A 26,854-nucleotide genomic window follows, 5' to 3' on the forward strand; every position below is an offset into this window, starting at 1 on the left:
TGCACGCAACAGCGTGAAGCTGCCAGCAACCCAATTGTTGGCATGCATGCATCTGCCTGCCTCGAAACCACCCTGTGATCCGCCGACCCCATCCTGTTCTGCTGAAAAAAGGAACGCGTCAGCTTCCTGCACGATTGCGGATCATTCGAATTCGATCACGTTCAAGTCGGCTCGTTTTTCGGCCAACTCGTCGATCACATCGAACCCGATGGACGTGTTTGCGACGTTGAGGTATTTCAGCTTGGGCAGCTCTGCGAGTTTGCGGAAACTATCGTCGCTCAATTGAGTTCCAGCGACGTTGAGGTTTTCGAGGTTCTCAAGCTTCATCAAGGCGTCGATCGATTCGTCACTGATATCCGTACTCTTCAAATTCAATTCAGTCAGCTGTTTCAGATTGCCGAATTCCTTGACAACTTCGTCATCGGTCTTGGTTTCCCACAAACCAACGTAGGTCAAGTCCTTTAATCCACCGATCAGTTTCAATCCATCGGTACTCAGTAATCGGCATTCGGCCAAGTCTAAGAAGGCGACGCCTGGCCACGACGCGATGACCTTCATCCCGTCATCATCGATCGAAGAGTCACGCAGTTCCAGGCGATTTAGGTTTTTGAGATTTGCGATCGCCTTGAATCCTACGCCGGTGACATCGGTGCCGCGAATGCGGAGGCGAGTCAGCTTCGACAGCCCTGCCAACTCTTTCATCCCATCGTCATTGATTTTTGTATAGTCCAATTGAATCGACTGCAACGTCGGCATCCCGCCAAGAACGATCAACGATTCGTTGCTGATCGAGGTGCAGTAGTTGGCATTAAACGATTTCAACGGCAAACCGGCCAACTTGGCGACACCGTCGTCGGTGACCTTGGATTTTTCAACCTGAATATCGGCAAGCGTTTTGATCTTGGAAAGCTCATCGAGTGCTTCATCCTGCACGTTGGTGTTGCGCAAATCGATCGCTCGCAATTTGCCAAGCGATGACAACTTGGCAAGGCCGTCTTTTGACACACTCGTACGACGTAGGAATAACGCTTCGAGGCTTCCGAGTTTTCCTGCTGAATCGAGTGATTTGTCGGTGATGGCTGAATCGGTAAGGTCAAGTCGTTTGAGTTTCGACCATCCTTCGATGACCGACAGCCCTTCGTCCGTAACACCGGGGCCGGTGAACCTCGCAATTTCGACATTGGGCAAGCCTGCAAGGTGCGGCAACGTGTCGGCCATGCTGGTGCCATCGGCAAGCCCTTCGCTCGCAACGGCCAATTCGACCACATTGCCTGCGACATTCTTCTTCAACAAGTACCCCGCCTCGGTCAAGGCGGCGACGTCCTCGGGTGAATCGGGCGTAACGGCTGGCTGGGCGGGTACGGTTTCCACGCTCGATTCAGGGATCGGCACAACGCAAGTGGAGTCTTCTCGGGCGCATCCGATCCAAGACAATGTGGAAAGCCAAAGGGTGACCGCAAGCGTTCGGGTGCAATGGCGGCGATCGATCGCGAACGTGGTAACAATAGAGGCCATGGTGGGTCGATACTCCAAAGAGTCGGTGGGATAGCGAAATCGGAACCGAAAGGTTAAGCCCTTGCTCAAATTCTGGCAAGAAACCACTTCCGTCATTCATCCCAAACCGCATCAGAATGAAGAAGGCAGGATTGTTGTCCCTCGACCGCCCCCTTGGTATCCTGGAAGGGCGGTTTTGCGAACCTTTTCAAAATCCCACCTCCGTTTTTCCTACCTAAACCTTTCGAAGGACATTTGATGAGCAGAAAAAGTACACGGCGAACCTTCCTTGGCCAAACCACAGCGATCGGCGCTGGTGTTGGTTTCTGGTCCGGGACCTCCATGATCAGCCGCGGTGAAGATTCGGCGCTGCAAGGTTTGTCCGCAGCATGCATTGGCGTCGGCGGCAAAGGCGGTAGCGATACCAGCCACATCGGCGATCAAGGCGTTGCGATTGTCGGTTTGTGTGACGTCGATGGCGGAACCTTGACCAAGAAGGGACGCGAGTATCCCGACGCGAAGCAGTTTAACGACTTCCGCGAAATGCTCGACCAACTGGGTGACAAGGTTGATATCGTTACCGTCAGCACCCCCGATCACACGCATACCGCTGCTGCGATTCGTGCGATGCGTATGAAAAAGCATATCTATTGCCAAAAGCCCATGACTTGGTCCATTCGCGAAGCGCGGATGATGCGAGAAACGGCTGCCGAAATGGGTGTGATCACTCAGATGGGTAACCAAGGAACGGCCGAAGACGGTTTGCGTGAGTCGGTTGAGATCATTCAAAGTGGTGGCATCGGCGATGTGGCCGAAGTCCACATTTGGTCCAACCGACCGATCTGGCCGCAAGGCAAGGGGCGCCCAGACGGTGAAGATCCCATTCCCGAGGACTTGAACTGGGATGCCTGGATCGGCCCAGCTCCGATGCGTCCGTTCAAGAAAGGCGAATACCATTCGTTCAATTGGCGTGGTTGGTGTGACTTTGGCACCGGTGCCCTCGGCGATATGGCGTGCCATACGACGAACATGCCTGTCATGGCATTGAAGTTGTGGGACCCGATCGCAGTCACCGCGGTAAGGAATCCTGGGATTGTGGAAGGCGAAACCTATCCCGCAAGTTCGGCTTTGATGTTCGAATTCCCTGAGCGAGAAGGATTGCCCGCCTGTAAGTTCTACTGGTACGACGGTGGCGAGCTTCCACCGGATGAAATCATCAGCCAACTTCCCGCGTCCTTCCAAAAACGCATGGCGGATCAGAAAGAAGGTGGTCGCAAAACCAGTGGTGCAGTGGTCGTTGGTAGCAAAGGTTTGTTGTTCTCACCTGATGATTACGGCGCGAAGCATTACTTGTTGCCCGAAGATGACTTCGCCGACTACAAGATGCCTGCGCAAACGTTGCCGCGGATTCCATTCAAAGCGGGTGGTGACGAGCGACACAAATGGGAATTCGTCAGCACGGTCAAGGGCGAGTACGAACCTGGCACGTTGTCCAACTTCGGTTACGCTGGCCGTTTGACCGAAACGATTCTCGTCGGGAACCTGGCATTGCGTGCCGGCGAAGGCAAGCGAATCGAATGGAACGCGAAGGAGCTGATGAGTCCGAACGTTCCGGAAATCAACCAGTTCGTACAACGCGAATATCGTGAAGGCTGGGAAGTCTAGTCCCGCGGATTTCTCTGCCGAATCACCGTCAAGCGATAAGCCGAGTCTCTTTCACCAAGAGGCTCGGCTTTTTTTGTTTGGCCAACCGCTGGCCGTCACGTGAAATCGCGACCCCTTGATAGTGGTTGTCGGGAATAGCTTAGGATAGGGGTGGCTCGATTTCCAGAAGGCGTTCTGAGATGATTCAATGATAGAGGCTGGTCATTGGTGTACAATTAATGGTAGTTCCTATAAAAAGCTGTGTTCGTTGTTGCGGACGGTCCTCCCTTGCGGACGAGTGTTCTGGGAGTGGTTCGGGGCGGTTGTTCTCTCGCCGTTGCTTCCAAACCTGGAAGCGGCGCAAAATCTTCATTTGGTTCTGACCACGACACGCTTTGTTGTTTTTCATAATCTTAATTTCTTTTGGAGTCTTCAAAATGCCCAAATCGATTCGTTCTGCAGCCAGTCTTTTCTGTCTTTTTCTCGCTGTGGGTTTGGTAGTGGGTTGTGGTAGCGACGATGCAGGACCGCATTCGACTACCAACGAAATTCAGTCCTACCTGGAAGAGAATCCTGATGTCGTCATGACTGCTGACGACGAGCCACCGAGCGAAGAAGAGCAGTACCGGATGAGTGATGCGATGGAGTGAACGTTCGCATCCTGAACGGATTGATCAAGTTCCATGGAATGATGTGTTTCTTGAAGCATCATTTGAGGGTGGTTCTGTTTTTGTTTTTTTTTGATTTTAGTGAGAGGTTTTCGAAATGAGTCTTAGAAAAGAACGCAGCGCATTTACGCTCGTTGAGTTGTTGGTGGTGATCGCCATCATCGGCGTGCTGGTCGGGCTGTTGCTTCCCGCGGTGCAGGCAGCGAGAGAGGCTGCACGTCGGATGAGTTGCAGTAACAACGTCAAACAGATCGGATTGGGATTTCACAACTATCACTCCGCATTCCGCCAGCTGCCGGTTCATCGAGGTGGAACCTCTTTGGTATTTGGGAACAATGATCCGCAGTCGCGTGTTCCGACCACCATGGGCGGGCAATATGGTGGCAACAACATTAACAACTTGAGCACCTTGGTGCCGCTGACGCCGTTCATCGAGCAACAAGCCATTTGGGAACAAATTAGTAACCGTTTTGCGGTAACGGACCCTGTGGCGGCAGCAGGAACTTATTTTTTCAGTCCTATGGGGCCCAACCCGGACATCAATCTGACGCAGCAAGGAACGTATCGATACGATCCTTGGATGACCGATATCGCGACTTACCGATGCCCGAGCGATCCGGGAAGCGGTTTGCCTGGCCAGGGGCGTACCAATTACGGCGTGTGCGTTGGCGATGCGTTGGGACTGCAGAATGACGGGGGGATCAATCAGAATGGAACGGTCAACGCGACGCGCTTGCCTCGTGCCAAAACCAGTTGCCGTGGGATGTTCTTTTCACGAAATGTGATGCGATTCCGAGACGTGATCGACGGGCTTTCCAATACGATCATGGGCGGCGAATTCAATACGGATCTCGGGGATTCCGATGTAACAACCCGGGCGGTCAATGGAAGTAGCGGCGGGAGTATCATTAACGATCCGTCCCGATGCGAGAACTTTGTTGATCCGACACGCCCTCAAAATTGGGATCCAACCGCCCCGTTTAGCGGAAGTGATCAAGTGCAACGAGGTCTGAAGTGGGCGAGTGGCTACACCATCCATAGTGGAATCACCACGATTCTTCCACCGAATTCGCCTATCTGTACCCACGGTGCTGGGACTTGGCGAGAGACGGGTGCCGCGCCGAGTAGTCGACACCAGGGCGGTGCTCACATTTTGATGGGCGATGGCGCCGTAAAGTTCATTACGGACTCGATCGAAGCTGGCAACAAGAACGCTGGCAACATCTGGTGGGGAGCAACTGGCGCTCGTGCACCCGGGAGACCCAGTCCCTATGGTTTATGGGGAGCATTGGGAACGCGTGCCCTTCGTGAAACCATTGAGGGTGATTTCTAAGAGTATCCACTCCGTCTGTTAGGCGTTGACTTGGCGACAACGCCGGCTGATCGAACCGTTTGTCTTATCAAACGTGTTCGCTGGGCCGAGCGTGATGGGGAATGGCGATATCGCGTGTCTTGCGTTGACTTTCAGCCGACGAGAAAAGCAAAACACCAACGGTGACCAACAGCGATGCCGCAATGGCAGCGGCAGAAAGACAAACCAGCCGATTGCGTTGATAGGTCTTCAGCAGTTTTTAACCAAACGAGGGTGGTCTGGCTTCGACCGTTTCATTGTTCAGATGACGCTCGACGTCGTCAGCAAGACCGCTGGCCGAATCGTATCGGCGTCCGCGGTCCTTTTCCAGCGTTTTCATCACGATCCAGTCGAGTTCTCCCCGAAACAGTTTGGTCAGCGAATCGGGTTTCGTGCAACGATGATTGGCGACGCAGGTAGCTGTGTCCGCATCCAAAATCTGGATCGCATTGGAGGGGCGCATCGGTTCGAGTTCAAGGATAATCCGCCGCATCTCATCGAGTCCCGCTTTGCGAATTTGCTCCAAAGTGAACGGCGTACGACCCGTCAGCAGTTCGTACAAGAGCACGCCGAGTGAATAGATATCGCTGCGCGTGTCGACATCCAAGCCGCTCGCCTCAGCTAGTTCAGGGCTCATGTATTGAGGTGTACCGATGACTTGTCCATACCCGGTGAACATGGTGCGTTCTGTCAACGGCTGGTTGATCGCATTGGCGACACCGAAATCAATTACCTTGGGGACCGGTTTTCCATCATGCAGCGTCACCAGCACATTGCTGGGCTTGATGTCGCGGTGAATCACGCCTTTTTGATGAGCGTGATGAATGGCGCGGCAGACGGACGCAAACAGCTCTAGCCGTTCGTCGGTCGACAGATTGTTGGTGTCCGCATACTTCGTAATCGTCACGCCCCTAACCAATTCCATGACGAAATAGGGTCGCCCTGTCACGGTTTGTCCTGCATCGAGAACCTTAGCGATGTTCGGGTGATCCATGATCGCGAGAGCCTGACGCTCCGCCTGGAACCGCGAAACCACTTCCTTGGTATCCATCCCTGGCTTGATGACCTTCAATGCCACCTTTCGCCGTACCGGACTGGTCTGCTGGGCCATGAAAACCTCACCGAAGCCGCCCTCGCCGATCCGTTGCAACAGTTCGTAGGGTCCAATCTTGTCGCCGGCAGCTTCGCTCAGCAGCGTCGCAGACGTTCCCTCTAATCCCGGTGGTGAGCCGACAGGAAAGCTTTCGTGCTCTTCGTCCGATTCCAGCTTCGCAACCAATCGTTCATAAAGCGGATGGTCATTGCCACTCACTCGCTTTAGGTAGGCTTCCCGAGCACAAGGGTCAGCCACGGCGCGGGCAATAAGAAACAGGTCATCTTCGCTGGGCATTGGATGATTCATCGCGGATATTCCCTTGGGCTCCTGTTTAGACTTCCAAGGGTCAATGCGTTAAAACGGCGAAAACGACCCGGAAAAATACTGCAATCTATCGATCTTTTTTTCTTTTCGAGATTCAGCCAGCCGCGAGTGAAGGCCTTGTTGGCATCGGCGGTGGACCATGTTCTGGTGAAGGTGGCTACCCGCTTCGGATCTCTCAGGGTTATTCATTGAGGGAAGAGTACAACGAGAAATGGAATAATCCGAAGATTGATCAGGCTATTTCAGGCGGTTTGTCGCATTGAACGATGGACGCGTTCGATCTCCCCTCTCAAAAAGAAAATGGAACCAAGATCATGAGAAATCGCATTATTGTAACCTTGGCATTCACTGCCCTCGCGGTCGGATTCACTTCACCGGCTCAGGCTGATCAGCCGAAAATCGGAACCTACCTTGTTGGTGATTGGTCGATGGCTGGTCAGATCGACGGCGAGAAGTTTACCGGCAAAATGGCCGTCGGCCGTTTGGCCGATGGCCAAAGTCTTCTCTATGAGTGGTCGGGCAAAGTAAATGGGATCGTCACACAGGGCACCCTGCTCGGAGGCATCGATCCCGGATCAGGAAAGGTGGTCGAGCACGCCTTCGCCGAGTCGAATCATTTCACCAACACCTACGACAAGGTTCTCGAGGACGAGTTGGGCAAAGCGACCGGCAAGCGCGTCGGTACGGTCAACGGCAAACCCTTTGCTGGGGACATCGTCGTGGATCGAACCTCTCACGATCGCTTTACCTATACGGTCAGCTCAAACGGCAACGTCACGGTTCATTTCGTGTTTGAACGCATCGGTAAGGTTGGCCCGGATTATGAAACGCTGAAAGCGATGGAGTTCTTTATTGGTGACTGGGAAGCGACCACCACCGTCCAAGAGGACGGGCTCGACCTTGGTGACTTGTATCAGCCTGGCGCAACCGAGAATCGGTATGAAACTTGGTACTGGATAGAAGACAAGAATTATATCGGAGTTAAGTTTGGTGGAGAAATTGATGGCAAGGAAGCGCACACTGGGTTTGAGATGGTCGGTGTGGATCCAAAGTCAGGAAAAGTCGTTCATTGGCTGTTTAGCAAGCTGGGTGGATCAGGTACGGGGACCTGGAAGATTGGGCCGAAGGAACTTCGGTTGAATTGGAACTACCGAACTGCAGCTGGGAACTTCCTCAAGGGAGTCGCTTACCACAAGGTCGTTGATGAGGACACCTACACATGGCAGATTCGGGACATGACCGAGGATGGTAAAAAGCTCGCAGACACCCCTGTCGTTACCCTTCATCGGGTCAAGAAATAGCGTTGCGATTTGGAGGTCGTGATGTGGAATGGGTGATGTTTGCAGCCCATGCCTCCTCCGGCATGGGCCGTCGCCTCCACGGACGTGCACTCTCAATAGCGGAGATTTTTGGGTTCGGGGTGGCAAAACCACACGATTATCGGTCTACTGCTGCCTTCTCCTGACTCTGGACTCCACTGCTACACGGCAACAATGCTTTCCGATCTCTGGCCCATTATCGCGAGCGTCTTGGGCGTCTTTTTGGTCATAGGGGTTGGAGCGTTCTGCCGCCAAATGGGTTGGCTGACGCGCGAATCCGATTCCTCGCTCGCGAATTTGACCGCAAAAGTCTTGCTACCCTCACTGTTTGCGGACCGGATTCTCAACAGTGAGCAATTGCATCAATTTTCGTCCGCGTGGTTCCCTCCCGTTTTTGGGTTTTGTTTTACCACGCTTGGATTCTTGATCAGTCTGTTGATCGCGAAGCGGTTTGGGCATTGGATTGGGCTCGATACGGATGCCAAGCAGCGCACGTTTGCCCTTTGTGTTGGCATCTGCAACTACGGATACATCCCGTTGCCGTTGGCGTTTCGTTTCTATCCCGACGCCGTGGTTGAATTGATCTTACATAACGTCGGAGTCGACATGGCGCTGTGGAGTGTCGGGATCGCCGTGATTGGCGGCGCGACGACGTGGCGGCGCGCTGTTTTGACGGCTCCGATGATCGCAGTCGTAACGACGTCGGTCATCCGATACCTCGGCATCGATCAAATGATCCCCAGTTCTTTTCTGGGGGCGGTGAGTATGTTGGGCAGTTGTTCGATTCCAATGGGCTTGATGTTGAGTGGCGCAATCATCGTTGATAATCTGCAAAAAATCGAGTGGGCCGATTCGATGCGAGTGGTTTGCTGTGCGATCGGGATTCGTCAATTGCTGCTACCGCTCTTGATGTTGGCCATCCTTACGGTGCTGACCCTGTTCACTCCGCTGGTCAGCCACGACATGAAGTTGGTCGTGATGCTAGAGGCGGCCATGCCGGCCGCCGTCTTCCCCATTGTGCTGGTTCGGTTGTACCACCGCGACACGTCGACGGCGCTGCGAGTCGTCTTGCCCACCTCGTTGGCTGGATTGGTGCTTGTTCCGCTCTGGCTGGGGATCAGCAAATGGTGGTTGGGCGTTTAGTGCTGGATAGCGTTCAAAGCGACGCTTCTCGATACCGAGGAAGCACGGTTTCCTGAAAACCCGCCGGCACGAAAGTCGCTGCACTCCGCTGCAATGCAAAGCGGGGCACGGCTTGCATTGTATGCAAAGTGCAGCGACTTCAGTCCCGCAATGGGGTTCCTGCGTTTGATACGGCACGCACGATTGAATCTGCGAGGTGGACCTGCCAAGAGCCCGCGAGAAACAACACTGAGAAACAAAGGACCAAATGGAACACATGTTCCAAGGTCATCGGTGTACATCTAAGTCAATTTGATACCGTTTGTCTACCCATATTTCCCAGTAAATTCAAAGAGGGTGCTTTGCGTGGGAGGCGTAGCTCACGAGGATTGGGTGCAATTGGTCGGCTATGCGTCTATTCACCTGTTCATTGATCCTATGTGTGAGGGGGGGCCGAATTAGCTTGAATGGTCGCAAGCGTTTGCGATTGAGACAGCTGCGGAGGGGGCCGATCAATTCGGTGCCATCTCCGAGTCGTCATGAAGGCAATTTGGGTCACTTATCTGATAGGGTTCTTTTCGATGGTATCAAAACACAAACGAGGCGGGCATCGGCAATGGTTGGTGATGGTTGTTGTGGGGAGTGCGTCGATTCTTAGCAGTGGTTGCGCGACGACGACGACGTCGAACACCTCGCGAACCGGGACGGAGCAATTATTGATCTCCGCGGCGATTGACCGCGCATTTTCGAACGTCCATTTCACCGACCTAGCCGGGTACCGGGTGTTTATCGACCAGCAATACCTCGACTCGGTCGATAAGGGCTACTTGGTCGGGACGCTGCGGCACAAGGTGCTCGAATCGGGTGGCCAGATTGTTGCGGCGATCGACAAGGCCGATGTGGTGCTCGAACCTCGCAGTGGTGGCATTGGCACCGACTCTCAGGAGAGTTTTGTAGGGATCCCCTCACTGGGAGTGCCTGGGTTGCCGATCGAGATACCCGAGATCAAGATCGCTTCGCGAGCGACTCAGATGGGAACCGCCAAGATTGGTCTGCTTTGTTACGACGCAAAGACCGGGATGACGCTTGGCGGCGGTGGCGATGCGACAGCACTGACACACAACAACGACACTTATGTCCTCGGTGTTGGGCCGTTCCGAAGCGGTTCCGTTTTAGATCAGCGGGAAACGGCGGTTGGCTACAATGGCGTTGGCGGCAGTTTTCTATCGATGGGCAAAAGCGTTGCCACGGCGAGGCCGATTAAGATGATCGATCGAAAAATCCCCGAAGCACCGTTCACCCCTGCAACTCAAATCGCTGAACTGCCATCACTCGAATCGAGCACCCGGTAGACGCCGTTGGGCTATCGAGATGATTTCTCTCTTCTGCACCAGGGGACGTCAGCGGCACGTAGGACAATCGCCAATCATTTGTTACGATTCTTGGGCGGCAACGCCGTAATTTGCGAGCCGCCGTTCGGCGGCAAATGGTCGCATCTCTACAAGAATTCGGACGATAACGGGTGTCGTTTGTCTCCGACGGAGACGATCATCCGAAACAGCCGATTCACAACAAATGGTAGGCGTATCCAGTGACAAGTTTAGCGGGGAAAGTGGTTGCGATCACGGGCGGCGGAACGGGAATCGGTGCCGGGATCGCCTCGGGACTCGCACGTGCCGGTTGTCGCGTGACGGTGGGGGGACGTCGCATCGAACCGCTTCAGCGATTGGCGGAATCGATTGCTGGTGATCCCCCGATTCGCACGTGTGTGCTTGATGTCGCGGATGCCGACAGCGTCGATCGTTTTTTTGCTTCGATTGAGCAGCGCGATGGCGACGTTGATATCCTCGTCAACAGTGCTGGTATCAATATCCTGAATCGGACCATGGCGGAAATGGAGCCTTCGGATTGGGAACGTGTCTTGCAAATCAACGCAACCGGAGCCTACCGGTGTATGCATGCGGTGCTGCCGTCGATGCGTCGCCGGCAAGATGGCATGATCGTCAATATCTCATCGGTTGCAGGCAAGCGAGCGATCGCACTTGGGGGAGTCGTTTATTGCGCCAGCAAGTTTGCAATGACGGCGCTCGGAACGGCCGTCTCGAACGAAGTGCGCAACGAAGGGGTGCGGGTCACGAACGTCTACCCGGGGGAAGTGAACACACCGATCTTGGACAACCGGCCGGTGAAAGTGACGGCCGAGCACAAGGCTTCGATTTTGCAGCCCGAGGATATTGCTGCGATGGTCGTGGCGATTTGCTCGCTTCCGCCCCGAGCTCATGTGCCTGAAATCGTGATCAAACCGACCACGCAAGAATGGGTGTGAGCGAATGAGTGACGAAGCGAACGAAGACGAGCGGGAATCCGAGGAAGAGCTTTCGCTCGATGACCTTGGAGCCGCTTACGCCCGCGCAGCCGCGAAGCACGACCCCGAGGCGTTTCGAGCGAGCGAGACCGATGGCGAAGCGGACGATGGCGACGCGTCTTCGGTCGAACAAGATGACGATGAGCTGATCGATCCGATTGCGGAAGACGAGTTGGTGACTCCGGAAGCCATTATTGAAGGAGCACTTTTTGTTGGCCATCCCGAAAACAGGTTATTTACTGCCGAACGATTGGCTTCGTTGATGCGAGAGGTTTCTGCTCAAGAAGTGGTCGAATTGATTGAGAGGTTGAACGAATCGTACCGGGACGCTGGGCAATCGTTGCGAATTGTGCAACATGACGGCGGCTATCGGATGACGATTTCGCCTGACGTCGAGGATGTCCGACGCTCCTTTGTTGGCAAGGTTCGAGAAGCACGGTTGTCACAGGGAGCGATCGAGGCGTTGGCCTTGGTCGCCTACCAGCCGGGAATCACGGCCCAAAAGGTTCAAGATCAACGCGGTCGGGATTGTGGTCCGCTCTTGAATCAACTGGTTCGTCGGCAGCTGCTGCATCTCGTGCGAAAGCCGCCTGAAACGGGTGGTAAGCCGGTTCCCCATTACTACCCCACCGAACGGTTCTTGACCCTGTTCGAACTCGAATCGTTGGGAGATTTGCCGCAAGTCGAAGAAGGGCTTCGCGGTGTGACCTAGGCAAAAACGAAACATGAACGCTTCAAGATTAAACTCCGCCAATCCGGTTCTCGGCATCGCATTGGACATGGACGGATTGCTATTTGATACCGAGCGGTTGTATTGGCAAGTCGGCGACGAACTGCTGAAACGCCGCGGGTATCGCTTTAGCCAAGAGCTGCAAACGCGGATGATGGGACGAGTGGGCGTTGCCGCGATGCAGCAGATGATCGAGATGCATCAATTGCCGATCGCTGCGGATCGTCTGCTTTGCGAATCCGACGAAATCTACAGTGGGTTGATCGCCGATGGCGTACCGCCGATGCCAGGATTGAACCGGTGGATCGATCGGTTGATCGCGTCGGGATTGCCATTTGGGTTGGCCACCAGCAGCAGTCAGAAACATGTCGATGTGATTTTGGGTACGGTTGCATGGAGCGATGCGTTGGCATTCGTTCTGAGCGGCGACGATGTGACCCATGGCAAGCCGCATCCCGAAATGTACTTGGCAGCGGCTCAGCGCATGCAGATTGTTCCGCAGCAGATGCTCGTGCTCGAAGACAGCGGCAACGGTTGTGCCGCGGCCGTCGCGGCGGGAGCACAAACGGTGGCGATTCCGAACGAAAATACTCGTGAGCAAACGTTTGATGGAGCAGTCCTGATCGCCGATTCACTCAACGATCCGAGGCTGTGGGATCTGCTTCCTGGGTAGTCAGTTCCTGCTTTGGCATTTGGCCTTTGAACTCGATGGGTTCCTGTGAATCGGCTTGGATGACAATTCACTCTCAGCCGTCATCGGTATAAAACGGTCCATGAAGCGGCCACCCGACACCAAATCGTTCCAGGCTTCGGGGCGGGGTGTCGTTGTTTTGTGCTGCCGCAGGTATTGTTGTAGGTTCTTGCTATTGAACACAATTGCGATTCAAACGAATCGCCAATCGGCAAGCTAGTGGACCGTCAAGGTTAAAACTGCGAGTTGGGACGTAGTGGACTTCGCCAGAAGTCCCTAAGAACATTTGAGTTACGGATTTCTGGCGAAATCCACTACGCTGAAAATTGAGTTGCCGCAGACCACTAGTGACATTCTTCCTTACACGGAGTTCCAATATGAACCAAGCCGTCGTGGATCCTGAGCAGTTGAGACAATTTGCAGCATCGCTGCACCGGTTTTCGGAAGAAATGAAACAGAGTACGACGGCGCTGGGATCACAAATGAACCAACTGGAACAGACTTGGCGTGATGAGCAGCAGCGCAAGTTTGCCGAAGAGTTCACCATGCAGATGAGGCAATTGTCACGCTTGATCCAAGCAACGGAACAGCATGTGCCCTATCTGATGCGAAAAGCCGAGCAAATCGATGCCTATTTGGGACGCTGATTCCCGCGGTTGAACCGCCAAAACCCCCAATCGCGTCGGTCCGAGGCTACGATCGTTTCTTGCCCCCGTCGGGACGGCGGCGTTTGTTGGGCCGTTCCGCTTTCGGTTCCGGTTTGTTCACAGAGTCGCGAATGCGATCGGCCAGCGTCGGCTTCTTTTTCTGGGTGGGTACGGCAACGCCGTCAACGGTGTTATCCAGATTGAAGTGTTTGCCCTTGGGAAGTGTCTTTTTCACGAGCACGCGCTCACAGATTCCCCACAGACTGCTGGTGATAAAATACAAACACAAGCCGGCTGGCACCCGGAAGAAGAAAAGCCCCATCATCAAGGTCATGATGTTCATCATCTTCTGCGTCATGGCCGTCTGTTCGTCCGTCGCTGGAGGCATGAACAGTTTTTGCTGCAGCAAAAACAAGCCGACGACGATCACGGGCAAAATATTGAAGTAGGGACCCAACCAGCCCGTTCCTCGACCTGAAAGGTATTCCCAAAGCCAATCGCCCCAGTAGGTCAGCATGTCGGGGCCAGCGAGGTTGGACGCCCACTCGGTCATCGACGAAAGGGTCTTTTGGCGAAGTTCGATATCGACCGACAAGGCTCGGTAAAGTCCGATGAAAATCGGCAACTGCATGAACATCGGCAAGCAACCGGCCATCGGGTTGAATCCAACTCGATGCTGAAGCTCTCGCTGAGCCTTCAGCCGGCCTTCCATGTCGTCCTTGTACTGCTCGGAAATCTTCTTTAGCTCGGGTGCAAGTTCTTGCATCCGCTGCGCATTCACGGCCGCTTTACGGCTGAGGGGGAACATCAGACCACGAACCAGCACCGTCAACAGGATGATGGCGATCGCGTAGTTGCCGATCACGCCTCCGATGAAATGCAGCAGCCCTGACAAGAACTTTGCAAACAGTGCGAACCAACCATAATAGATGACGTCCCCGAGACCGTAGGGTTCGACGATGTCGGCGTCCTTGGGGCCGGCGTACATTCGCAGTTCCTGGCGAATCGCTGCTCCTGGAGCCACGGTTGCCACGTTGCTGGTGAGATAAAACGAGGTGTTGACGGCGCGTTCTTTGTGCCGCTCGATTTTGTCAGCGTCCGCGACAATCTCGGCCGTGGCGCGGCGAAAATCACTAAATACTTCCTCACCCGATGGTGGTAGGTAGGCTGCGACAAAGTACTGAGCATCGACACCGATGTACTTCAACGCTTGTGAGGCTTCACCGGTATCGGGTGCGAAAATCGTTTGGTCTGCGTCCTCGGGTGTCTTTTTCGCTCGCTTCAATAGGTTGTAACCGCTGATCAACTCATGACCATCGGCAACGTTCTTGTAGACAATGTCGCGAGCTGCGGCACCGCTGAAGTTGGGGCTGATCTTGTTGCTGTACCACCACCCTTCGAGCGTCAATCCGTTTGGGCCAGACAATCGATAAGCCAAATCATGGGGCTCGGTGCCTTTGTTACGAACCTCAAGCGCCATGTCGATGACATAGCTCGATTCGGGCAAACGGTACGAGCGGACCAGTTCCACCGCTTCGCCGTTTGCTTTTGCCAGTTCATCGGCTGTCAACGTCAGCGAGAACGTCAATTCATCCGTGCCAGGCACTGCGTCTGTGGGGCCAGGCTTTTCCTCGATCGACCACACCATCTGTGCCGGATCGGCTACGCCTGTGATCGATCGTTTGCCAACGTCGATTTTCTTTTTGTTGATTTGCGCCAGCGTCATCAAGCAGGACAGCCGCGTCAGATTGCCCTTGATTTGATCCGCGCCGCCATCGCGAGCAAGCCGGATCAGATCGAGCGGGTGCTGGCTGAGCTTTGCGGACAAGACGAGCTCGGCGGGCTGTGATTCGGAATCGGATTTCCGCAGAACGGTGATGTCGACCGTGTCACCGGGCTCGGTCTTGATTAGTGCAGCGTCGATTTGTTCCCGAAAAGCGATTGGCTTGCCGTTGACCGTGGTGATCACGTCACCGACTTGGATACCCGCGGTCGCACCGGGAGTTCCCGGCCCAACGACATTGACGGTCACACCGTCTACGACGGCAGCAGACGTACCAGCGAAATATCCCAAATAACCGTGGCGAACATCCACTCGGCGATACTTCAACTGGTTCGATTTGGCTTCTCGCTCGGTCAGCTCAATCCGCTCGACGGCTCCACCGCGGCTGTTAAGCGTCATCAACATAAAGTGCCCGCTGGCGGGATCCATCGATCCCAGCGTTGCCCATCGAGGTGTTTCGGTCCGCTCCGTGCCGCCCGGTAGAGCCTCTTGCACCGCAGATTCGTCCTCAGAATTCGCGATCTCTTCCTCATTTTCCTCGGTTTTGTCTTGCTCGACCGCAGCATCTTCTACCTCGGCAACCTCCGCAGCGGCGTTCGGTTGCACCGCTGGCGGAGGTGGCAATAGAAGCGATCGCAGCGTGAAGTAGACGAAAAAGAACGCCGTCGAAGTGATGATGAAGGTGAGTAGACGCCGTTCCACAGTGATTCCAAGAGAGTGAGGGCAGATGCAGTTCTAGAGGGGGGATTCTGACAGCGGATGGAAATCTTGGGAAAATGTCCCTGAAAACCAGCTTTTGGGCCACAACACCCGGTACTAGAAATGGCTTAGATTCGATTCTAACAAACCGTGCAAACCGTGCAATCTGTGGCGGAAAATAACAAGTTATGTCAGTACTTGGGCCGTTTCAGGTACTACCCAAAACTACACCTTCGCAATACCCCAAGACTCGCCCGAACACAGAGTCTTACCCCTGAGCTAGGATAGGTCGACGATCGCGGAACAACCGCCGGGATCAGTCGTGTGAAGTCGGGAGGGTTGTCGTCTTCAAAGGGATATGCACATTGAACGCATGCTCTCTGTCCTTGTCCGCCGCACAAAACAGAACATGGGGCTCGCCATTTCTCAGCCAGAGCTGAGGCCGTTCCAGATGGGCGACCCTCTCGGTCTCTCCGCCCTCCCAGTGGATCTCCAGCTTTGAGACCAGCGGATGCTTGGCTGGCGACCAGTCGATGCCGTCCTCTGAACGAAACAGTGCGAGCGACTGCCCCGCCCCAGTGAACGCCCCCTTCATGTCTTTGACAATCGCCCACACGAAGCCGTCTTCCACCCAGATGAATGGATCTTCGGCGGGGAATGCGTCTCCCTCGGCCGTGAAGATCGGATCCGGATGCTTGGAGAATGGGCCCGTCGGCGAATCCGAAGTGGCTGCCAGATGGACCACCGGTCCGCCCCAGGGGAGTTCGCGTTTCCTACCTACCGCCTTGTAAACCATCAGGTACTTTCCATCCGGTCTCCGGCAGATGGATGGGTTGCTTGTCAGGAGCGCATCGTGCGATTCTGTGTCGGGGCCGACGTCGATCAAGGGCGCATCGCACCGTCTCCATGGCCCGTTTGGATGATCGGCCACGGCGACGCCGATCCGCTGATTGTTCCTGTGCGTCCAGTTCAGCCCCGTCATCGTCTGCCCGTCGCCCGTGTTGCCCATGTAATAGAGGTAGTATTTCCCCTCAAATGCATGCACGGTCGGATTGTGCGTGCACAACCCGTCCCAGAAGGACTTCCCACGAGTGGGAAACGCCACATCAACGTGCGTGTACGGCCCCAGAGGATCGATCGAAGTAGCGTGCGCAATTTCCGAGTGCGTTACCCACGCGTTGTGCCCCAACTCTTTTGCCCAGCGACTATAGAAGAGGTGGCATACGCCAGCTTCGTCCTGAACCATACTGGCGCCCCAGATGAAGAAGTCCGGATCCCTGAACCTCGCCGTTTCCGGAACAGGCGTCATTCTCTCATGGAAGGGGGCCTCGGCGAGGCACGCTCCGGTCGAAGCCAAGATGGCCCCGAGCATACAGGTCGCTAGCATTACAAAGTGTGTTCTGTGCATGAGATGATTCCTGTTGCGCGTTTCGTGGCTACCTGCTAGTGTTTTGTCAATCTTTAATTTGGCTCATCCGACGGAAGCGCGCGGACCCCAGACTCAAGGTTTTTCGGAGGTATGGCTCCGGTGTCCAATGATCTCTTAGAAAAGAGTCCCCGACGGTCGGTCGACCGCCGGGAACCGATAGCACCCTTGGCGCACCGTCGACCGGGATATCCCTTGTCAAGTTGCACCTCTGCAGAGCTCGACTCCGTTTCTCCCGGCAACTGCACGATAACAAGTGAAAATAGCTCCTGCCAGCGATGATTGGACACCGGAGAGCTGCCTCGAAAACCTCCCGCGCACGCTTCCGCCGGATGAGCCTTTCATTTTAGGGTTCGAGGGACCGGAGGGCTCGCGCCCAATACCGCTAAAACTTGTAGCGGAACGGCGCGAGCGGGCCGGTCTCACCCTAATTTTTAATCTGGACCACGCACTAGGCCTCAATCGCCTCTTCACCCTCCGAGGAGGTCGTGCAGTTTTTAAGTTGTTGATTGAAAAAGACTTACAAGATTTACCTCTCCCTCTGGGAGAGGTCGAGCCTAAGCGAGGGAGAGGGAAAACGGGCTGCGATGACAACATGAAATTCCAGCACTGTTTCTATACCGGCCCTCCCCCTCGCTGCGCTCGACCCCTCCCGCTGCGCGGGCAGGGGTGGTTGGATACCTAAACACTTCAGCAGTCACAACTTAAAAACTGCACGACCTCCGAGGAGAGAGTGTTGCTGTAGAGGTTCTTTCGAAATAAGGATCTCCGTAAAGTGGGACTCTACTTTGTGCGGACACCCTCCCCAATGGTAGTTTCCGAAGGTCGGCAACACTCGTGATTTGGGCCTGTCCTGATAGAACGTCGCGCCTTTCAGCTCGAGCATCGTCGTCATATCTTCCGTTGCGAGGTCTTCACGATGCCGGGCCATCTTCGCGAGTATTTTTCCGTCGCGCACATCGGGATTGTACTGGAAGTACATCCGGTACCACTGGCCCCGCTCGACTTCAAATCGATCCGAAAGAACGAACTTGTTTTCCCCGTAATCCGCGGTGAGCACGGTGACGTATCCAAACTTGCCATCTTTGGCTTCAGGCGTGTCGTGTGCGTAGCTGTAAAGGTGTGTGGCGACTCCTCCCTGCCAGAATTGGAAGAACAGAGTGCGCCAGTACCTCGCATCTTCCTTATCGAACTCGGAGCCCGGCTCCGGCGTCGGGGCAGGCGTCGCGAACTTCACAAGGAAGGTCACGTAGATAGTGTCTCCGACTCGGATCAGTTCGGCGTCCTTCTTGCCGTTGAGGTTGCCGTAGTCGTAGATGTCGAAGTGCAGCTTCTTGCTGTAAGCGCCGTTGTCGAGATCCTCTCGTGTCGGAAGCGACTTGAAGATGAAACTGCCAACGTTGATGCCAGAGATCTTCGTCTCCTTCGAAATGCTAAACCGATTGTATTCATCGTGGCCCTTTTGAGAGACCTTGAACTTCGTATCGCCGGACTCGACGAGGTTGATCGCTCCCACGCGGCCTTTGTAATTGCAGTTCAACGGGCTGATGTAGCGAGCCGGCGCGGTCGTTTGAGCGACAGCATGTGTTGTCAAGGTTAGTGTAAGTACGAGGGAAAGCAATACGACCCTCAATGGACTGTCCTTTCGGTTTGAGCATTGTTCGAGACGTGGAAAACGTCCGGAATCACGCATTGTCTGGATTCGGGGCCTTGTTTGCATAGCCCAGTTGTCCTACTCTCGATCGAGCACGTCGTAACGCGAGGCGTTCGCACTTGGTTTCCAGCCCGACATCTCCTGACGATAATCCGGTACGGTCGCGCGGAAGTCGTTGGTGTGAAGGCCGATCCGTTCGACGGGAATCGGCTCGAAATCCTCGACGTCCGAGTAGACGATCGCATCCAACTGCAAGGCGAAGTTCATTCTCGCCTGATCGACGAAGCCCGGATCCTTTTCATAGGTCTTCAGATCCGGGACGCCGTGGCTATCGCCGCATGCGACCGCGATATTCCCCCGCAGAATGGAGCCCTCCCCGGCGGTGACCGTGTAGCCCGTCTTGCAGTCGACCGCGATGTTGCTCGAAACATCGACACGGTTCTTCGTGAAATTCTTGATCAGGAATCCGCACCCCCGTTTAGCCTCTTTTGCGGGATCGGAAGGCCCAAGTCGATAGGCGATATTTCCGTAGACATGGGCGTGATCGGCCACGTTGTCATAATAGATGCCGTCGCCTTCTGGAGAGCTGTGCATGAAGTTGAAGCGGAACGTGTTGTTCCCGATGCCGTTGGGCTTGGAATAGCTGTAGAACGCGCCCATGTCGTTCGAGACGAGCGCGAACTGGAAGACCTCGTTGTACTCAAATACGTTGTCAAAACTGTTGAACAGTACTCCGGCGTGTGGGCAATGGTGAATGGCGTTGTTGCGCACGACCATGCCTACCGCGTCCATGACCCGGCTTCCTCCGCCTCCCCCACGGAAGCCGACGTTGACGCCGGGTGCGTAGACACGCTCAATTTCGCCAAAGTGGTGGATGTCACAGTTCTCGACAAGATGTCCCGCCGGCACGCGCGGCGTGGCCTTGGTGTCTCCGCCGGACAGCCAGACTCCGCCGGCACCTATGGCGTAGAGGTCGCAACTCTCGACGACGTGGTTTGAACCACCCTGAACGACGATTCCGTACTTGGCCACGTTTCGGACAGTGCAGCCGCGAACAGCGTTTGAGGCCCCATCGACAATGCGAACGCCATCTCCAAGCGTGCCCTCGACGATCAGGCCTCTCAGTTCGATATCGTGAGTTCCCCGGAGTTCGATAATCGGCGCATCGGCGTCCGAGATCAAAATGTCGGCGCCCGCGAGCGATTCGGGGGGATAGAAGAAGAGCTTCTGCTCCTGGAAATCGATCGCCCACTCGCCCGGTTGGTCGACTGCTTCGACCAGGTTCATGACCCAGTAGATCTCGGCGCCCGATCCATTGGGACGATGGTACTTGCTGCCGATTCCATTTGATACGGGAACCGCTAGCGTAACCGTCTGAGATTCCGTGTCGATCGCGGCGACCCTTACGGTTTCGTTTTGCCACACGACGCGCCAATACCCTTTGATCCACACGCCCCGGTCGAGGACCTTGGCCCACATCGCATGGGCATCCGCGTGTTCCGCTCGGTGCTCGAAGACGCCGGCGCGGGGGCCTTTTTCGCTCTCCAGGGCGAGTCTTTGCTCCGGCGATCCGCCATAGTAATTTCTCCAACTGCCGGACTTCTCTTGCCCTCCGCCATTGATGACAACGCGTTTCACCGTCATAGCGCCGTGCTCGTTCGGGTATCGCGAAATCGGCATGCGTCTGCTATCGAGGAAGAGTTCGAAGATGCCGCCATTGTCCGTGAACTTGTCCGGATAGCGCGCCGTGTGCTTAATTCCTAAGGCCTTGAGATCGAGCATGTAAACCTTGCCCCGCGCCGGCTCGGGAATTCGCGCCAGCAAATCGGGATCATCGACAAGCGTGAACGCCTCGGTATTCACCACGGTCCCGCCGATCAGCCTCGCGGCGTTCCCTTTTGCACGGTAGATCACGGGGTGCTCAGGCACGCCGGAATCCCGCTCTTCAAGCGTGAATGCGTCATCCCTTCGATATACGCCGTCATGAAGCCAGACTGTGCATCTGGCCTTGCCCGCGAGGCCGGAGTTCCGAATGCCGTCGCGTGCGCGTTCAAGGGTGGCGAAAGGCTTAGCCTCCGTGCCCGGATTCTTGTCGTCGCCGTTCGTGGCCACGTGGAAGTCTATCGGCCCCGCGGCCTCCAGGAGCGGCGCTGCGCCAAGAAGAAGCAGTCCTACTGCGACCGCAACGAATAGGTGCTGTTGGTTTCTCACGTGTGATCCTGCTTGATTCAAGATTCATTTGATGGGCGCTTATTCCAATGTCCTTCTCACGTTCTCCCCACGCAAGGTCACCTTGGGATGTTTGACTACGGCGCGAACGGAATAGGAACCGGCTTCCGGCGTGGGCATGGTAACGTCGAAGTCAGCTTGGGAAGACAGGAGTAGAGAGAGGCCTCGCTTGTCCCTCGCTCGGTGCATGAAGGATTCGTCTGGGAATCGAATCCCGGGTGGATCGTAGCCGGAATCGAAAGACTTCGGTTCTTTAATTCTGTCACAACGCTTGCCAGTCCAGCAACGGAAGTGATCCCGTGCCTGTTCCTGAATGGACAACGCCGCTGAGTCCGAGAATGCTCGGAAAATGACTGGAAAATGACTGAATGTCGCCCACAAGGTGCCGCTGTCCAGCTAACGCATCTTCAACTTGAGTGTTGTCGTATGGGGGCCAGCCTGTGTCACGTCCATTCGGAGTCGAGCCCGAAAGCGTTGACTCCAACCTTCCGGGTTCCCGCTTTCACCGTTACCCTACCGTTCTAAAAAACAGGCCCATTTTCTCGGTTCCTTCTACGGTCATTTTGTCATGCGCCGAATCGGCACTCTCTCTAACGAAGCTTTGGCACAGCGTTTTTGCGATTTTTTGGTGACGCTTGCGATTGATGCGGCGACCGATTCGAGTAGCGCTGAGGACGGGGCGCCGTGGGATATCTGGATTCGCGACGAAAAGGACGTGGAGCAAGCACGCGAGGAACTTGTTTCATTTGAGGCGTCCCCAGATGCGGAACGCTACAACGTGAAAATGCAAGCGGCGACGCTGCGGAACAAGCAAGTCGAAGAGCAGCAGCGGCGAATTGCCGAGCAGCGAAAACTGCATCGAAAAATGCCCGCGACCACGGGAGCGAGTGGAATGGCAGCCAATTTCCCAGGACGCCAGCAAAAGATCCCCGTTACGATTGCGGTCATCGCAATCTCCGTCGTCGCGGGCTACCTGTCCTATTTCGGGCGTCCCCGAGTGTCGCAGGACCCAACGAAACTAACCACCGGCGAGAACGTCTATTACACGCTTTCGTTTGTGGATGATCGTGAGTACGCCGAAACGGGCGATCCGTTTGCGTCGATCCGAAAGGGGCAACTTTGGCGATTGGTCACCCCGATGTTCTTGCATGGCAGCACGATGCATTTGGCGTTCAATATGATCATGCTGTTCATGCTCGGATCTGCAATTGAACGATTGCAGGGCAGCGTGTTCTTTGGGGTCTTGTTGATTGCGACTCAGATTGCAGGGATGATGTTGCAAGTGATGTTACCTGGAGCTGAATCGTTGCCCGAATTCTTGCATGCGATGGCCGGGACGCCGCGCGCGATCGGGGCGTCGGGGGCGGTGTTTGGCTTGTTCGGCTACCTTTGGATTCGGCCGACACTCGATCCGTCGTATCCGATCCACATGCCACCATCGAATGTTATGCTGATGCTCGGTTGGTTGGTCTTGTGCATGACCGGAATGGTCGGCAATATCGCCAATGGAGCCCACTTGGGTGGTTTGTTAGCAGGGATGGCAGCAGCCTACTTTGTCGCACCTCGAGATCGTGTATAACGAGATCGTGTAGAACGAGATCGTGTAGAACCTTCGTTTGTCTTGATTAGCCGTCAATTTCCTCTTGAAATGATTTGCTTGCCGTGACTGAGTCCATGATTCGACCGTTTTGTAACGTCGATTTGCCACGGCTGGTCGATGTTTGGATCCAGCATTGGTCTTGTATCGGGATCTCGCCTCCGGTTTCGATGGCGACCATTGAGCAGGCCATTTTGGCAAGAACCTTCTTCGATCCCAACAATTTGATCGTTGCCGAATCCGAGGGCGAAGTCCGCGCCTGGTGTCATTTCGCGGTGGATGGCACCGGATCCGAGAAGGCGGGATCCGAGAAGGCGGGGCGAATTCGATCCATTTGTTTTTCACCCGATGGTGGTTTGGACGTTTGCGATTCGCTGCTGACCGCCGTCGAACGGGCCATCGGCTCCCTTGGGGCGGAAATCGTCACCGTGGGGTTGGTTCGGGATGGTCACGACGGCTACGCCGGCTTGCCCCCGATCGGCCATGGCATTGGAATCCCTGCAGCCGATTCGCGAACGTCGTCGTTGTTGTCACGTCGATCCTATAATCGTGACCATTCGATTTCGCGAATGGTTGTCAACACAAGCCCCTACCGTCCACCGGTCAGCAGAGACGCGCTGCAACTTCGGCGAACGACGCGTATCGAGAGCCATCGACGAATTCCAACCGAACCTCGTTTGGCCTCGGCGATGTCTCATTTTGATATCGAACGGCACCAAACGATCGACCATCGGACCGATGAGATTCTGTCGATGATCGAGTTTTGGTCGAGTGATGTTGAGGCCCAGGTGATGAATTGTGACAACGCGATTCTCGATCTTTCACTGCTGAAGCAGCCAGATCAATTGAGCATCGCGGAAAGCTATCTGATTGGAAGCGTGATTCAGAGGATGGCGGATCGAAGGGTTTATACGGTTGAAACGGCAGTCGACAGTAGCCAGCAGACGTTGATCCGCCAGCTCGAAGCACTGCAATTCCGGAATTTTGAGCAAGGATACCAGTGGACCAAAAAGGTGCCTCTTGACGAAAAACCGTAGGATCGCATATTTTCTTAGGGCGCGTTCTTATTCGGAACGGATTTTGCCGGCGTAGCTTCAATTGGCAGAGCATCGCATTCGTAATGCGAGGGTTGTGGGTTCAAATCCCACCGCTGGCTTTCGGGGAGGACCCCCCGCTAGAGAAAACAACCGTTTTCTCCAGCCCTTGAACTTTCTTTGCAGCGGTGCTGACGGTTTCGAGCACCCGTTTGTGTCCAGGAGACAACTCTCGATGAATGAAATCGAACTCGATATGGTCGATTTAAAAGAGATGGTGTTGGCGAACAACTCGTTTGGGCCATCCGATGTCGCGTCCATTCGAGCGGCGATTACCGAGAATTACGGTCATTTCGGCGAACTTCGTGATGCCGTTAACGAAATGGAAGAACAGGAAGCACGCAGTCCTGCGGCGCAGACCAAATTGGGTGTCTGCCTGTTCCTGCTGGGCAAGTTCCGCAATTCGCTCAACACGCTGCAAAAGGCAGACGGCAGCGCAATGGCACTGTTCTACACCGGCCGGGCCCATTTTGAACTCGGCCATTTCGAAGAAGCGATCGAAGCGTACGAGCAATCGCAGAAATCCGGTTACAACGATGATGATTGCAAGATCCGGATCGCCGAATCGCATCGTTACGCTGGACGAACCGATAAAGCGCTCGAAATTCTGGATAATATTTTCGGACCTTCCGAGCAAACATCCGAGTACATGTACCAACGTGCAGCTACCGTTGCCTTGGTCGGAGGTCGGCTGGAGGAAGCGCTGGCGTTGTACCAACGAGCGGTCAACACGGACGAAAACCACGCCGGGGCCTTATTCGGTTTGGCGCTCGAAAACGAGCGTCTCGGCAATGACGAAGAGGCCTTGAGGCTCTACGAGCGTGCCGTGAAAGCCTTCCCGACTGGCATTGGGGCTTTGATCAACCTGGGTTTGATCTACGAAGACAATAACCAATTTGATAAGGCTCAAGCGTGCTATCGGAGGATTCTGGAATCATACCCCGATCACCCGCAAACGAACCTTTACCTGAAAGATGCGGCGGCAACCGGCAACTTGTTGTACGACGAGGAGGCCCAGCGACGAAATGACCGCTTGGCTCAAACGTTGAACATGCCCGTCGCTAACTTCGAATTGAGTGTTCGAAGTCGCAATTGCCTTCAAAAAATGGGCATCGACACGATTGGCGATTTGACGCGAACCAGCGAAGCGGAATTGCTGAGCAGCAAGAATTTTGGCGAAACGAGTCTCTACGAGATTCGCGAAATGTTAACCAGCAAAGGGTTGTCGCTCGGTCAATTCGCGCACGAAAAGAAGAGCAGCGATCCACCAATCGACACCAGCCACATGTCGGCCGACGAGCAAGCGTTCTTAGAGCGTCCTATTTCGGATCTGAATCTCTCGGTGCGAGCCAGGAAGTGTATGGCACGTTTGCAGCTCAACACGATCGGTGAGCTGTTGAGAAAGACGGGTGACGAGATGCTTGAGTGCAAGAACTTTGGCGTCACGAGCCTGAACGAAGTCCGTGAAAAGCTGACCGATCTTGGCCTCAAGCTTCGTGGTGACTGAGCCAGCCGATTTGGGCAGGGTGGACGTTGCGGGAATCCCGAATTTGCACAAATCCCTGGGTTTCGATTGGCTCTCGTTCGGATGGCTCTAAGCTGCTCGAAAATGGGTATCGTCGCTTTGCAGCGTCGCTTCGATTGAGGCGAGCGTCCGCTCTTTCGCCCCTTGGTGCTGGCCGATGACACGTCGTGCGTTCCGGCCGAGGCAATCTGCTGCGGGGATGTCGTCTAAGCAGCGAGTGACGAATTGTCGCAATTCCGATTCGTCTGCGACGCGGGCTGCGCCACCTTCGGCCACCAATTGATTGGCGATTTCTTTAAAATTTCGTGTGTCTGGCCCAAACGAAACCGCGCTGCCGTAACCGGCTGGTTCCAGCATGTTTTGACCGCCTCGGTCCCCAAAGCTGCCGCCAACGGTCGCAATCTGGCTCACGCCCCACCAGTGTCGAAGCTCGCCGATGGTATCAACCAACACGACGGTGTCCGATTCCCAGCTGCTTTGGTTCCGTGATTTTCCGGTCGAGCGGCGATGGACCTTCAGTCCCGATTGCTCGACTAACTTAGCGACCGCATCGAATCGTTCCACGTGTCTGGGTACCAACACCAAACGCAATTGGTGATGGGATGACCGCAGCGATTGGTAAACGCGAATCACCATGGCTTCTTCGCCTGGGCCGGTGCTGCCACCGACCCAAACCCGGTTCCAGGGGTCAACGCCAGCCCATTGTTGTCGCGATTGCACCTCGACCGTATCGCGGCTCGTAGGTGCATCATCAAACTTGATCGATCCGGTCACCTCAAGGCGATCTGGGTTGGAGCCGCATTTCAGGAAACGGGATGCTGTCGCTTCGTTTTGACAGCCGACCCAGGACAAGCGGGCGAACGTTCGTCGTGTGAACGCGCCGAAGCGTTGGTATCGGTTTGCACTCGATTCACTCAGCCGTGCGTTGATGACCATCACAGGGCATCCGTGATCACGAGTCATGCGAATCAGATTGGGCCAAAGCTCGAGCTCCGCCAACAGCAGCAACTGCGGATTGAGATTTCGAATCGCCCTTGCCACTGCCCAGGAGAAATCGAGAGGGCAGAAGAAGACTCGCTGGGCGCCAAACAGCCGAATAGCCAGGTCGTAGCCGGTATCGGTCGATGTGCTGATCAGGACAGGTGTATCAGGGTGTTGTTGTTGCAGTCGCATTGCGACGCCACGAACCAGATTGACTTCGCCGACACTGACGGCATGGATCCAAATGCAACGTTTGCCAGCGGAGAGGTTTCGCGCATGAGATGCCGACAAGCCAAGGACCTTCTCACGGACGCCACGCCGGTAGCGACCATGCCTGACCATGCGGTACAGGACCACTGGCGAAACCAGAAGCAGGGCAGCAAAGTAGATCAAATTTGCGAACATCGGAATCCTT

20 protein-coding genes and 1 tRNA gene are annotated in these 26,854 nt (G+C 55.1%); 14 read left to right on the forward strand and 7 right to left on the reverse strand.

Annotation, left to right across the window (positions count from 1 at the left end; translation table 11 throughout):
* Positions 1–141: 141 nt before the first annotated feature.
* The gene (locus Poly41_RS08795; RefSeq protein ID WP_146525519.1) at positions 142–1,515 is read right to left on the reverse strand and encodes a leucine-rich repeat domain-containing protein; all 1,374 of its coding nucleotides are present in this window, start codon (positions 1,513–1,515) and stop codon (positions 142–144) included.
* 237 nt (positions 1,516–1,752) lie between these two features.
* On the opposite strand from Poly41_RS08795, the gene Poly41_RS08800 reads away from it, so the two are divergent.
* The 3 genes from Poly41_RS08800 (at position 1,753) to Poly41_RS08810 (ending at position 5,139) form a co-directional block, all read left to right on the forward strand.
* A complete protein-coding gene (locus Poly41_RS08800) occupies positions 1,753–3,159 on the forward strand; it encodes a Gfo/Idh/MocA family protein (protein WP_146525520.1) in 1,407 nt (468 codons plus the stop codon).
* Positions 3,160–3,575: 416 nt separating this feature from the next.
* Complete coding sequence (locus Poly41_RS08805) at positions 3,576–3,788, forward strand: hypothetical protein (protein WP_146525521.1); 213 nt, start codon at positions 3,576–3,578, stop codon at positions 3,786–3,788.
* A 115-nt stretch (positions 3,789–3,903) separates the two neighbouring features.
* On the forward strand, positions 3,904–5,139 hold the full coding sequence (locus tag Poly41_RS08810) for a DUF1559 family PulG-like putative transporter (protein ID WP_146525522.1): 1,236 nt from the start codon (positions 3,904–3,906) through the stop codon (positions 5,137–5,139).
* A 238-nt stretch (positions 5,140–5,377) separates the two neighbouring features.
* Here the strand turns inward: Poly41_RS08810 and Poly41_RS08815 are convergent, their stop codons facing one another.
* Positions 5,378–6,559 (reverse strand): serine/threonine protein kinase, encoded by a 1,182-nt coding sequence (locus Poly41_RS08815; RefSeq protein WP_231615523.1) that lies wholly within the window; start codon positions 6,557–6,559, stop codon positions 5,378–5,380.
* Between the two features lie 332 nt (positions 6,560–6,891).
* Between Poly41_RS08815 and Poly41_RS08820 the strand changes: the two genes are divergently transcribed.
* The 7 genes from Poly41_RS08820 to Poly41_RS08850 all read left to right on the forward strand — a co-directional run bounded on the left by Poly41_RS08820 (position 6,892) and on the right by Poly41_RS08850 (position 13,451).
* Complete coding sequence (locus Poly41_RS08820; protein WP_146525523.1) at positions 6,892–7,878, forward strand: hypothetical protein; 987 nt, start codon at positions 6,892–6,894, stop codon at positions 7,876–7,878.
* Between the two features lie 192 nt (positions 7,879–8,070).
* Complete coding sequence (locus Poly41_RS08825) at positions 8,071–9,039, forward strand: AEC family transporter (protein WP_146525524.1); 969 nt, start codon at positions 8,071–8,073, stop codon at positions 9,037–9,039.
* A 518-nt stretch (positions 9,040–9,557) separates the two neighbouring features.
* Complete coding sequence (locus Poly41_RS08830) at positions 9,558–10,370, forward strand: DUF6655 family protein (RefSeq protein ID WP_146525525.1); 813 nt, start codon at positions 9,558–9,560, stop codon at positions 10,368–10,370.
* Positions 10,371–10,609: 239 nt separating this feature from the next.
* Positions 10,610–11,344: an SDR family oxidoreductase gene (locus Poly41_RS08835; RefSeq protein WP_146525526.1), complete on the forward strand. Its 735-nt coding sequence runs from the start codon at positions 10,610–10,612 to the stop codon at positions 11,342–11,344.
* A 4-nt stretch (positions 11,345–11,348) separates the two neighbouring features.
* Entirely contained in the window at positions 11,349–12,095 is a 747-nt protein-coding gene (locus Poly41_RS08840) for an SMC-Scp complex subunit ScpB (protein WP_146525527.1), read from the forward strand.
* A gap of 13 nt (positions 12,096–12,108) precedes the next feature.
* Complete coding sequence (locus tag Poly41_RS08845) at positions 12,109–12,786, forward strand: HAD family hydrolase (protein WP_146525528.1); 678 nt, start codon at positions 12,109–12,111, stop codon at positions 12,784–12,786.
* 395 nt (positions 12,787–13,181) lie between these two features.
* Positions 13,182–13,451 carry a WXG100 family type VII secretion target gene (locus Poly41_RS08850; RefSeq protein ID WP_146525529.1) on the forward strand — a complete coding sequence of 90 codons (270 nt, stop codon included), beginning with the start codon at positions 13,182–13,184 and terminating at the stop codon, positions 13,449–13,451.
* A gap of 46 nt (positions 13,452–13,497) precedes the next feature.
* Here the strand turns inward: Poly41_RS08850 and yidC are convergent, their stop codons facing one another.
* From yidC to Poly41_RS08870, 4 genes are all read right to left on the reverse strand, one after another.
* Complete coding sequence (gene yidC, locus Poly41_RS08855; protein ID WP_146525530.1) at positions 13,498–15,936, reverse strand: membrane protein insertase YidC; 2,439 nt, start codon at positions 15,934–15,936, stop codon at positions 13,498–13,500.
* A 313-nt stretch (positions 15,937–16,249) separates the two neighbouring features.
* Positions 16,250–17,341, reverse strand: a complete 1,092-nt coding sequence (locus Poly41_RS08860) for a glycoside hydrolase family protein (protein WP_146525531.1) — start codon at positions 17,339–17,341, stop codon at positions 16,250–16,252.
* A gap of 715 nt (positions 17,342–18,056) precedes the next feature.
* Entirely contained in the window at positions 18,057–18,953 is an 897-nt protein-coding gene (locus Poly41_RS08865) for a hypothetical protein (protein ID WP_146525532.1), read from the reverse strand.
* 138 nt (positions 18,954–19,091) lie between these two features.
* On the reverse strand, positions 19,092–21,224 hold the full coding sequence (locus tag Poly41_RS08870; protein ID WP_146525533.1) for a right-handed parallel beta-helix repeat-containing protein: 2,133 nt from the start codon (positions 21,222–21,224) through the stop codon (positions 19,092–19,094).
* Positions 21,225–21,810: 586 nt separating this feature from the next.
* Between Poly41_RS08870 and Poly41_RS08875 the strand changes: the two genes are divergently transcribed.
* The 4 genes from Poly41_RS08875 to Poly41_RS08890 all read left to right on the forward strand — a co-directional run bounded on the left by Poly41_RS08875 (position 21,811) and on the right by Poly41_RS08890 (position 25,440).
* A complete protein-coding gene (locus Poly41_RS08875; protein ID WP_146525534.1) occupies positions 21,811–22,821 on the forward strand; it encodes a rhomboid family intramembrane serine protease in 1,011 nt (336 codons plus the stop codon).
* Positions 22,822–22,904: 83 nt separating this feature from the next.
* Entirely contained in the window at positions 22,905–23,876 is a 972-nt protein-coding gene (locus Poly41_RS08880; protein WP_146525535.1) for a hypothetical protein, read from the forward strand.
* Positions 23,877–23,921: 45 nt separating this feature from the next.
* A tRNA-Thr gene (locus Poly41_RS08885) sits at positions 23,922–23,995 on the forward strand.
* Positions 23,996–24,108: 113 nt separating this feature from the next.
* Positions 24,109–25,440, forward strand: a complete 1,332-nt coding sequence (locus Poly41_RS08890) for a DNA-directed RNA polymerase subunit alpha C-terminal domain-containing protein (protein WP_146525536.1) — start codon at positions 24,109–24,111, stop codon at positions 25,438–25,440.
* Between the two features lie 87 nt (positions 25,441–25,527).
* On the opposite strand, the gene Poly41_RS08895 is transcribed toward Poly41_RS08890, so the two are convergent.
* Positions 25,528–26,844, reverse strand: a complete 1,317-nt coding sequence (locus Poly41_RS08895) for a 3-deoxy-D-manno-octulosonic acid transferase (protein ID WP_146525537.1) — start codon at positions 26,842–26,844, stop codon at positions 25,528–25,530.
* Positions 26,845–26,854 lie beyond the last annotated feature (10 nt).

It is taken from the genome of Novipirellula artificiosorum (genome assembly GCF_007860135.1).
Classification (GTDB): domain Bacteria; phylum Planctomycetota; class Planctomycetia; order Pirellulales; family Pirellulaceae; genus Novipirellula_A; species Novipirellula_A artificiosorum.

Coding starts and splice junctions, on each gene's coding strand:
- Poly41_RS08795 (WP_146525519.1), bottom strand. CDS start 1,515: ATGGCCTCTATTGTTACCACGTTCGCGATCGATCGCCGCCATTGCACC.
- Poly41_RS08800 (WP_146525520.1), top strand. CDS start 1,753: ATGAGCAGAAAAAGTACACGGCGAACCTTCCTTGGCCAAACCACAGCG.
- Poly41_RS08805 (WP_146525521.1), top strand. CDS start 3,576: ATGCCCAAATCGATTCGTTCTGCAGCCAGTCTTTTCTGTCTTTTTCTC.
- Poly41_RS08810 (WP_146525522.1), top strand. CDS start 3,904: ATGAGTCTTAGAAAAGAACGCAGCGCATTTACGCTCGTTGAGTTGTTG.
- Poly41_RS08815 (WP_231615523.1), bottom strand. CDS start 6,559: ATGAATCATCCAATGCCCAGCGAAGATGACCTGTTTCTTATTGCCCGC.
- Poly41_RS08820 (WP_146525523.1), top strand. CDS start 6,892: ATGAGAAATCGCATTATTGTAACCTTGGCATTCACTGCCCTCGCGGTC.
- Poly41_RS08825 (WP_146525524.1), top strand. CDS start 8,071: ATGCTTTCCGATCTCTGGCCCATTATCGCGAGCGTCTTGGGCGTCTTT.
- Poly41_RS08830 (WP_146525525.1), top strand. CDS start 9,558: ATGAAGGCAATTTGGGTCACTTATCTGATAGGGTTCTTTTCGATGGTA.
- Poly41_RS08840 (WP_146525527.1), top strand. CDS start 11,349: ATGAGTGACGAAGCGAACGAAGACGAGCGGGAATCCGAGGAAGAGCTT.
- Poly41_RS08845 (WP_146525528.1), top strand. CDS start 12,109: ATGAACGCTTCAAGATTAAACTCCGCCAATCCGGTTCTCGGCATCGCA.
- Poly41_RS08850 (WP_146525529.1), top strand. CDS start 13,182: ATGAACCAAGCCGTCGTGGATCCTGAGCAGTTGAGACAATTTGCAGCA.
- Poly41_RS08860 (WP_146525531.1), bottom strand. CDS start 17,341: ATGCACAGAACACACTTTGTAATGCTAGCGACCTGTATGCTCGGGGCC.
- Poly41_RS08875 (WP_146525534.1), top strand. CDS start 21,811: ATGCGCCGAATCGGCACTCTCTCTAACGAAGCTTTGGCACAGCGTTTT.
- Poly41_RS08890 (WP_146525536.1), top strand. CDS start 24,109: ATGAATGAAATCGAACTCGATATGGTCGATTTAAAAGAGATGGTGTTG.
- Poly41_RS08895 (WP_146525537.1), bottom strand. CDS start 26,844: ATGTTCGCAAATTTGATCTACTTTGCTGCCCTGCTTCTGGTTTCGCCA.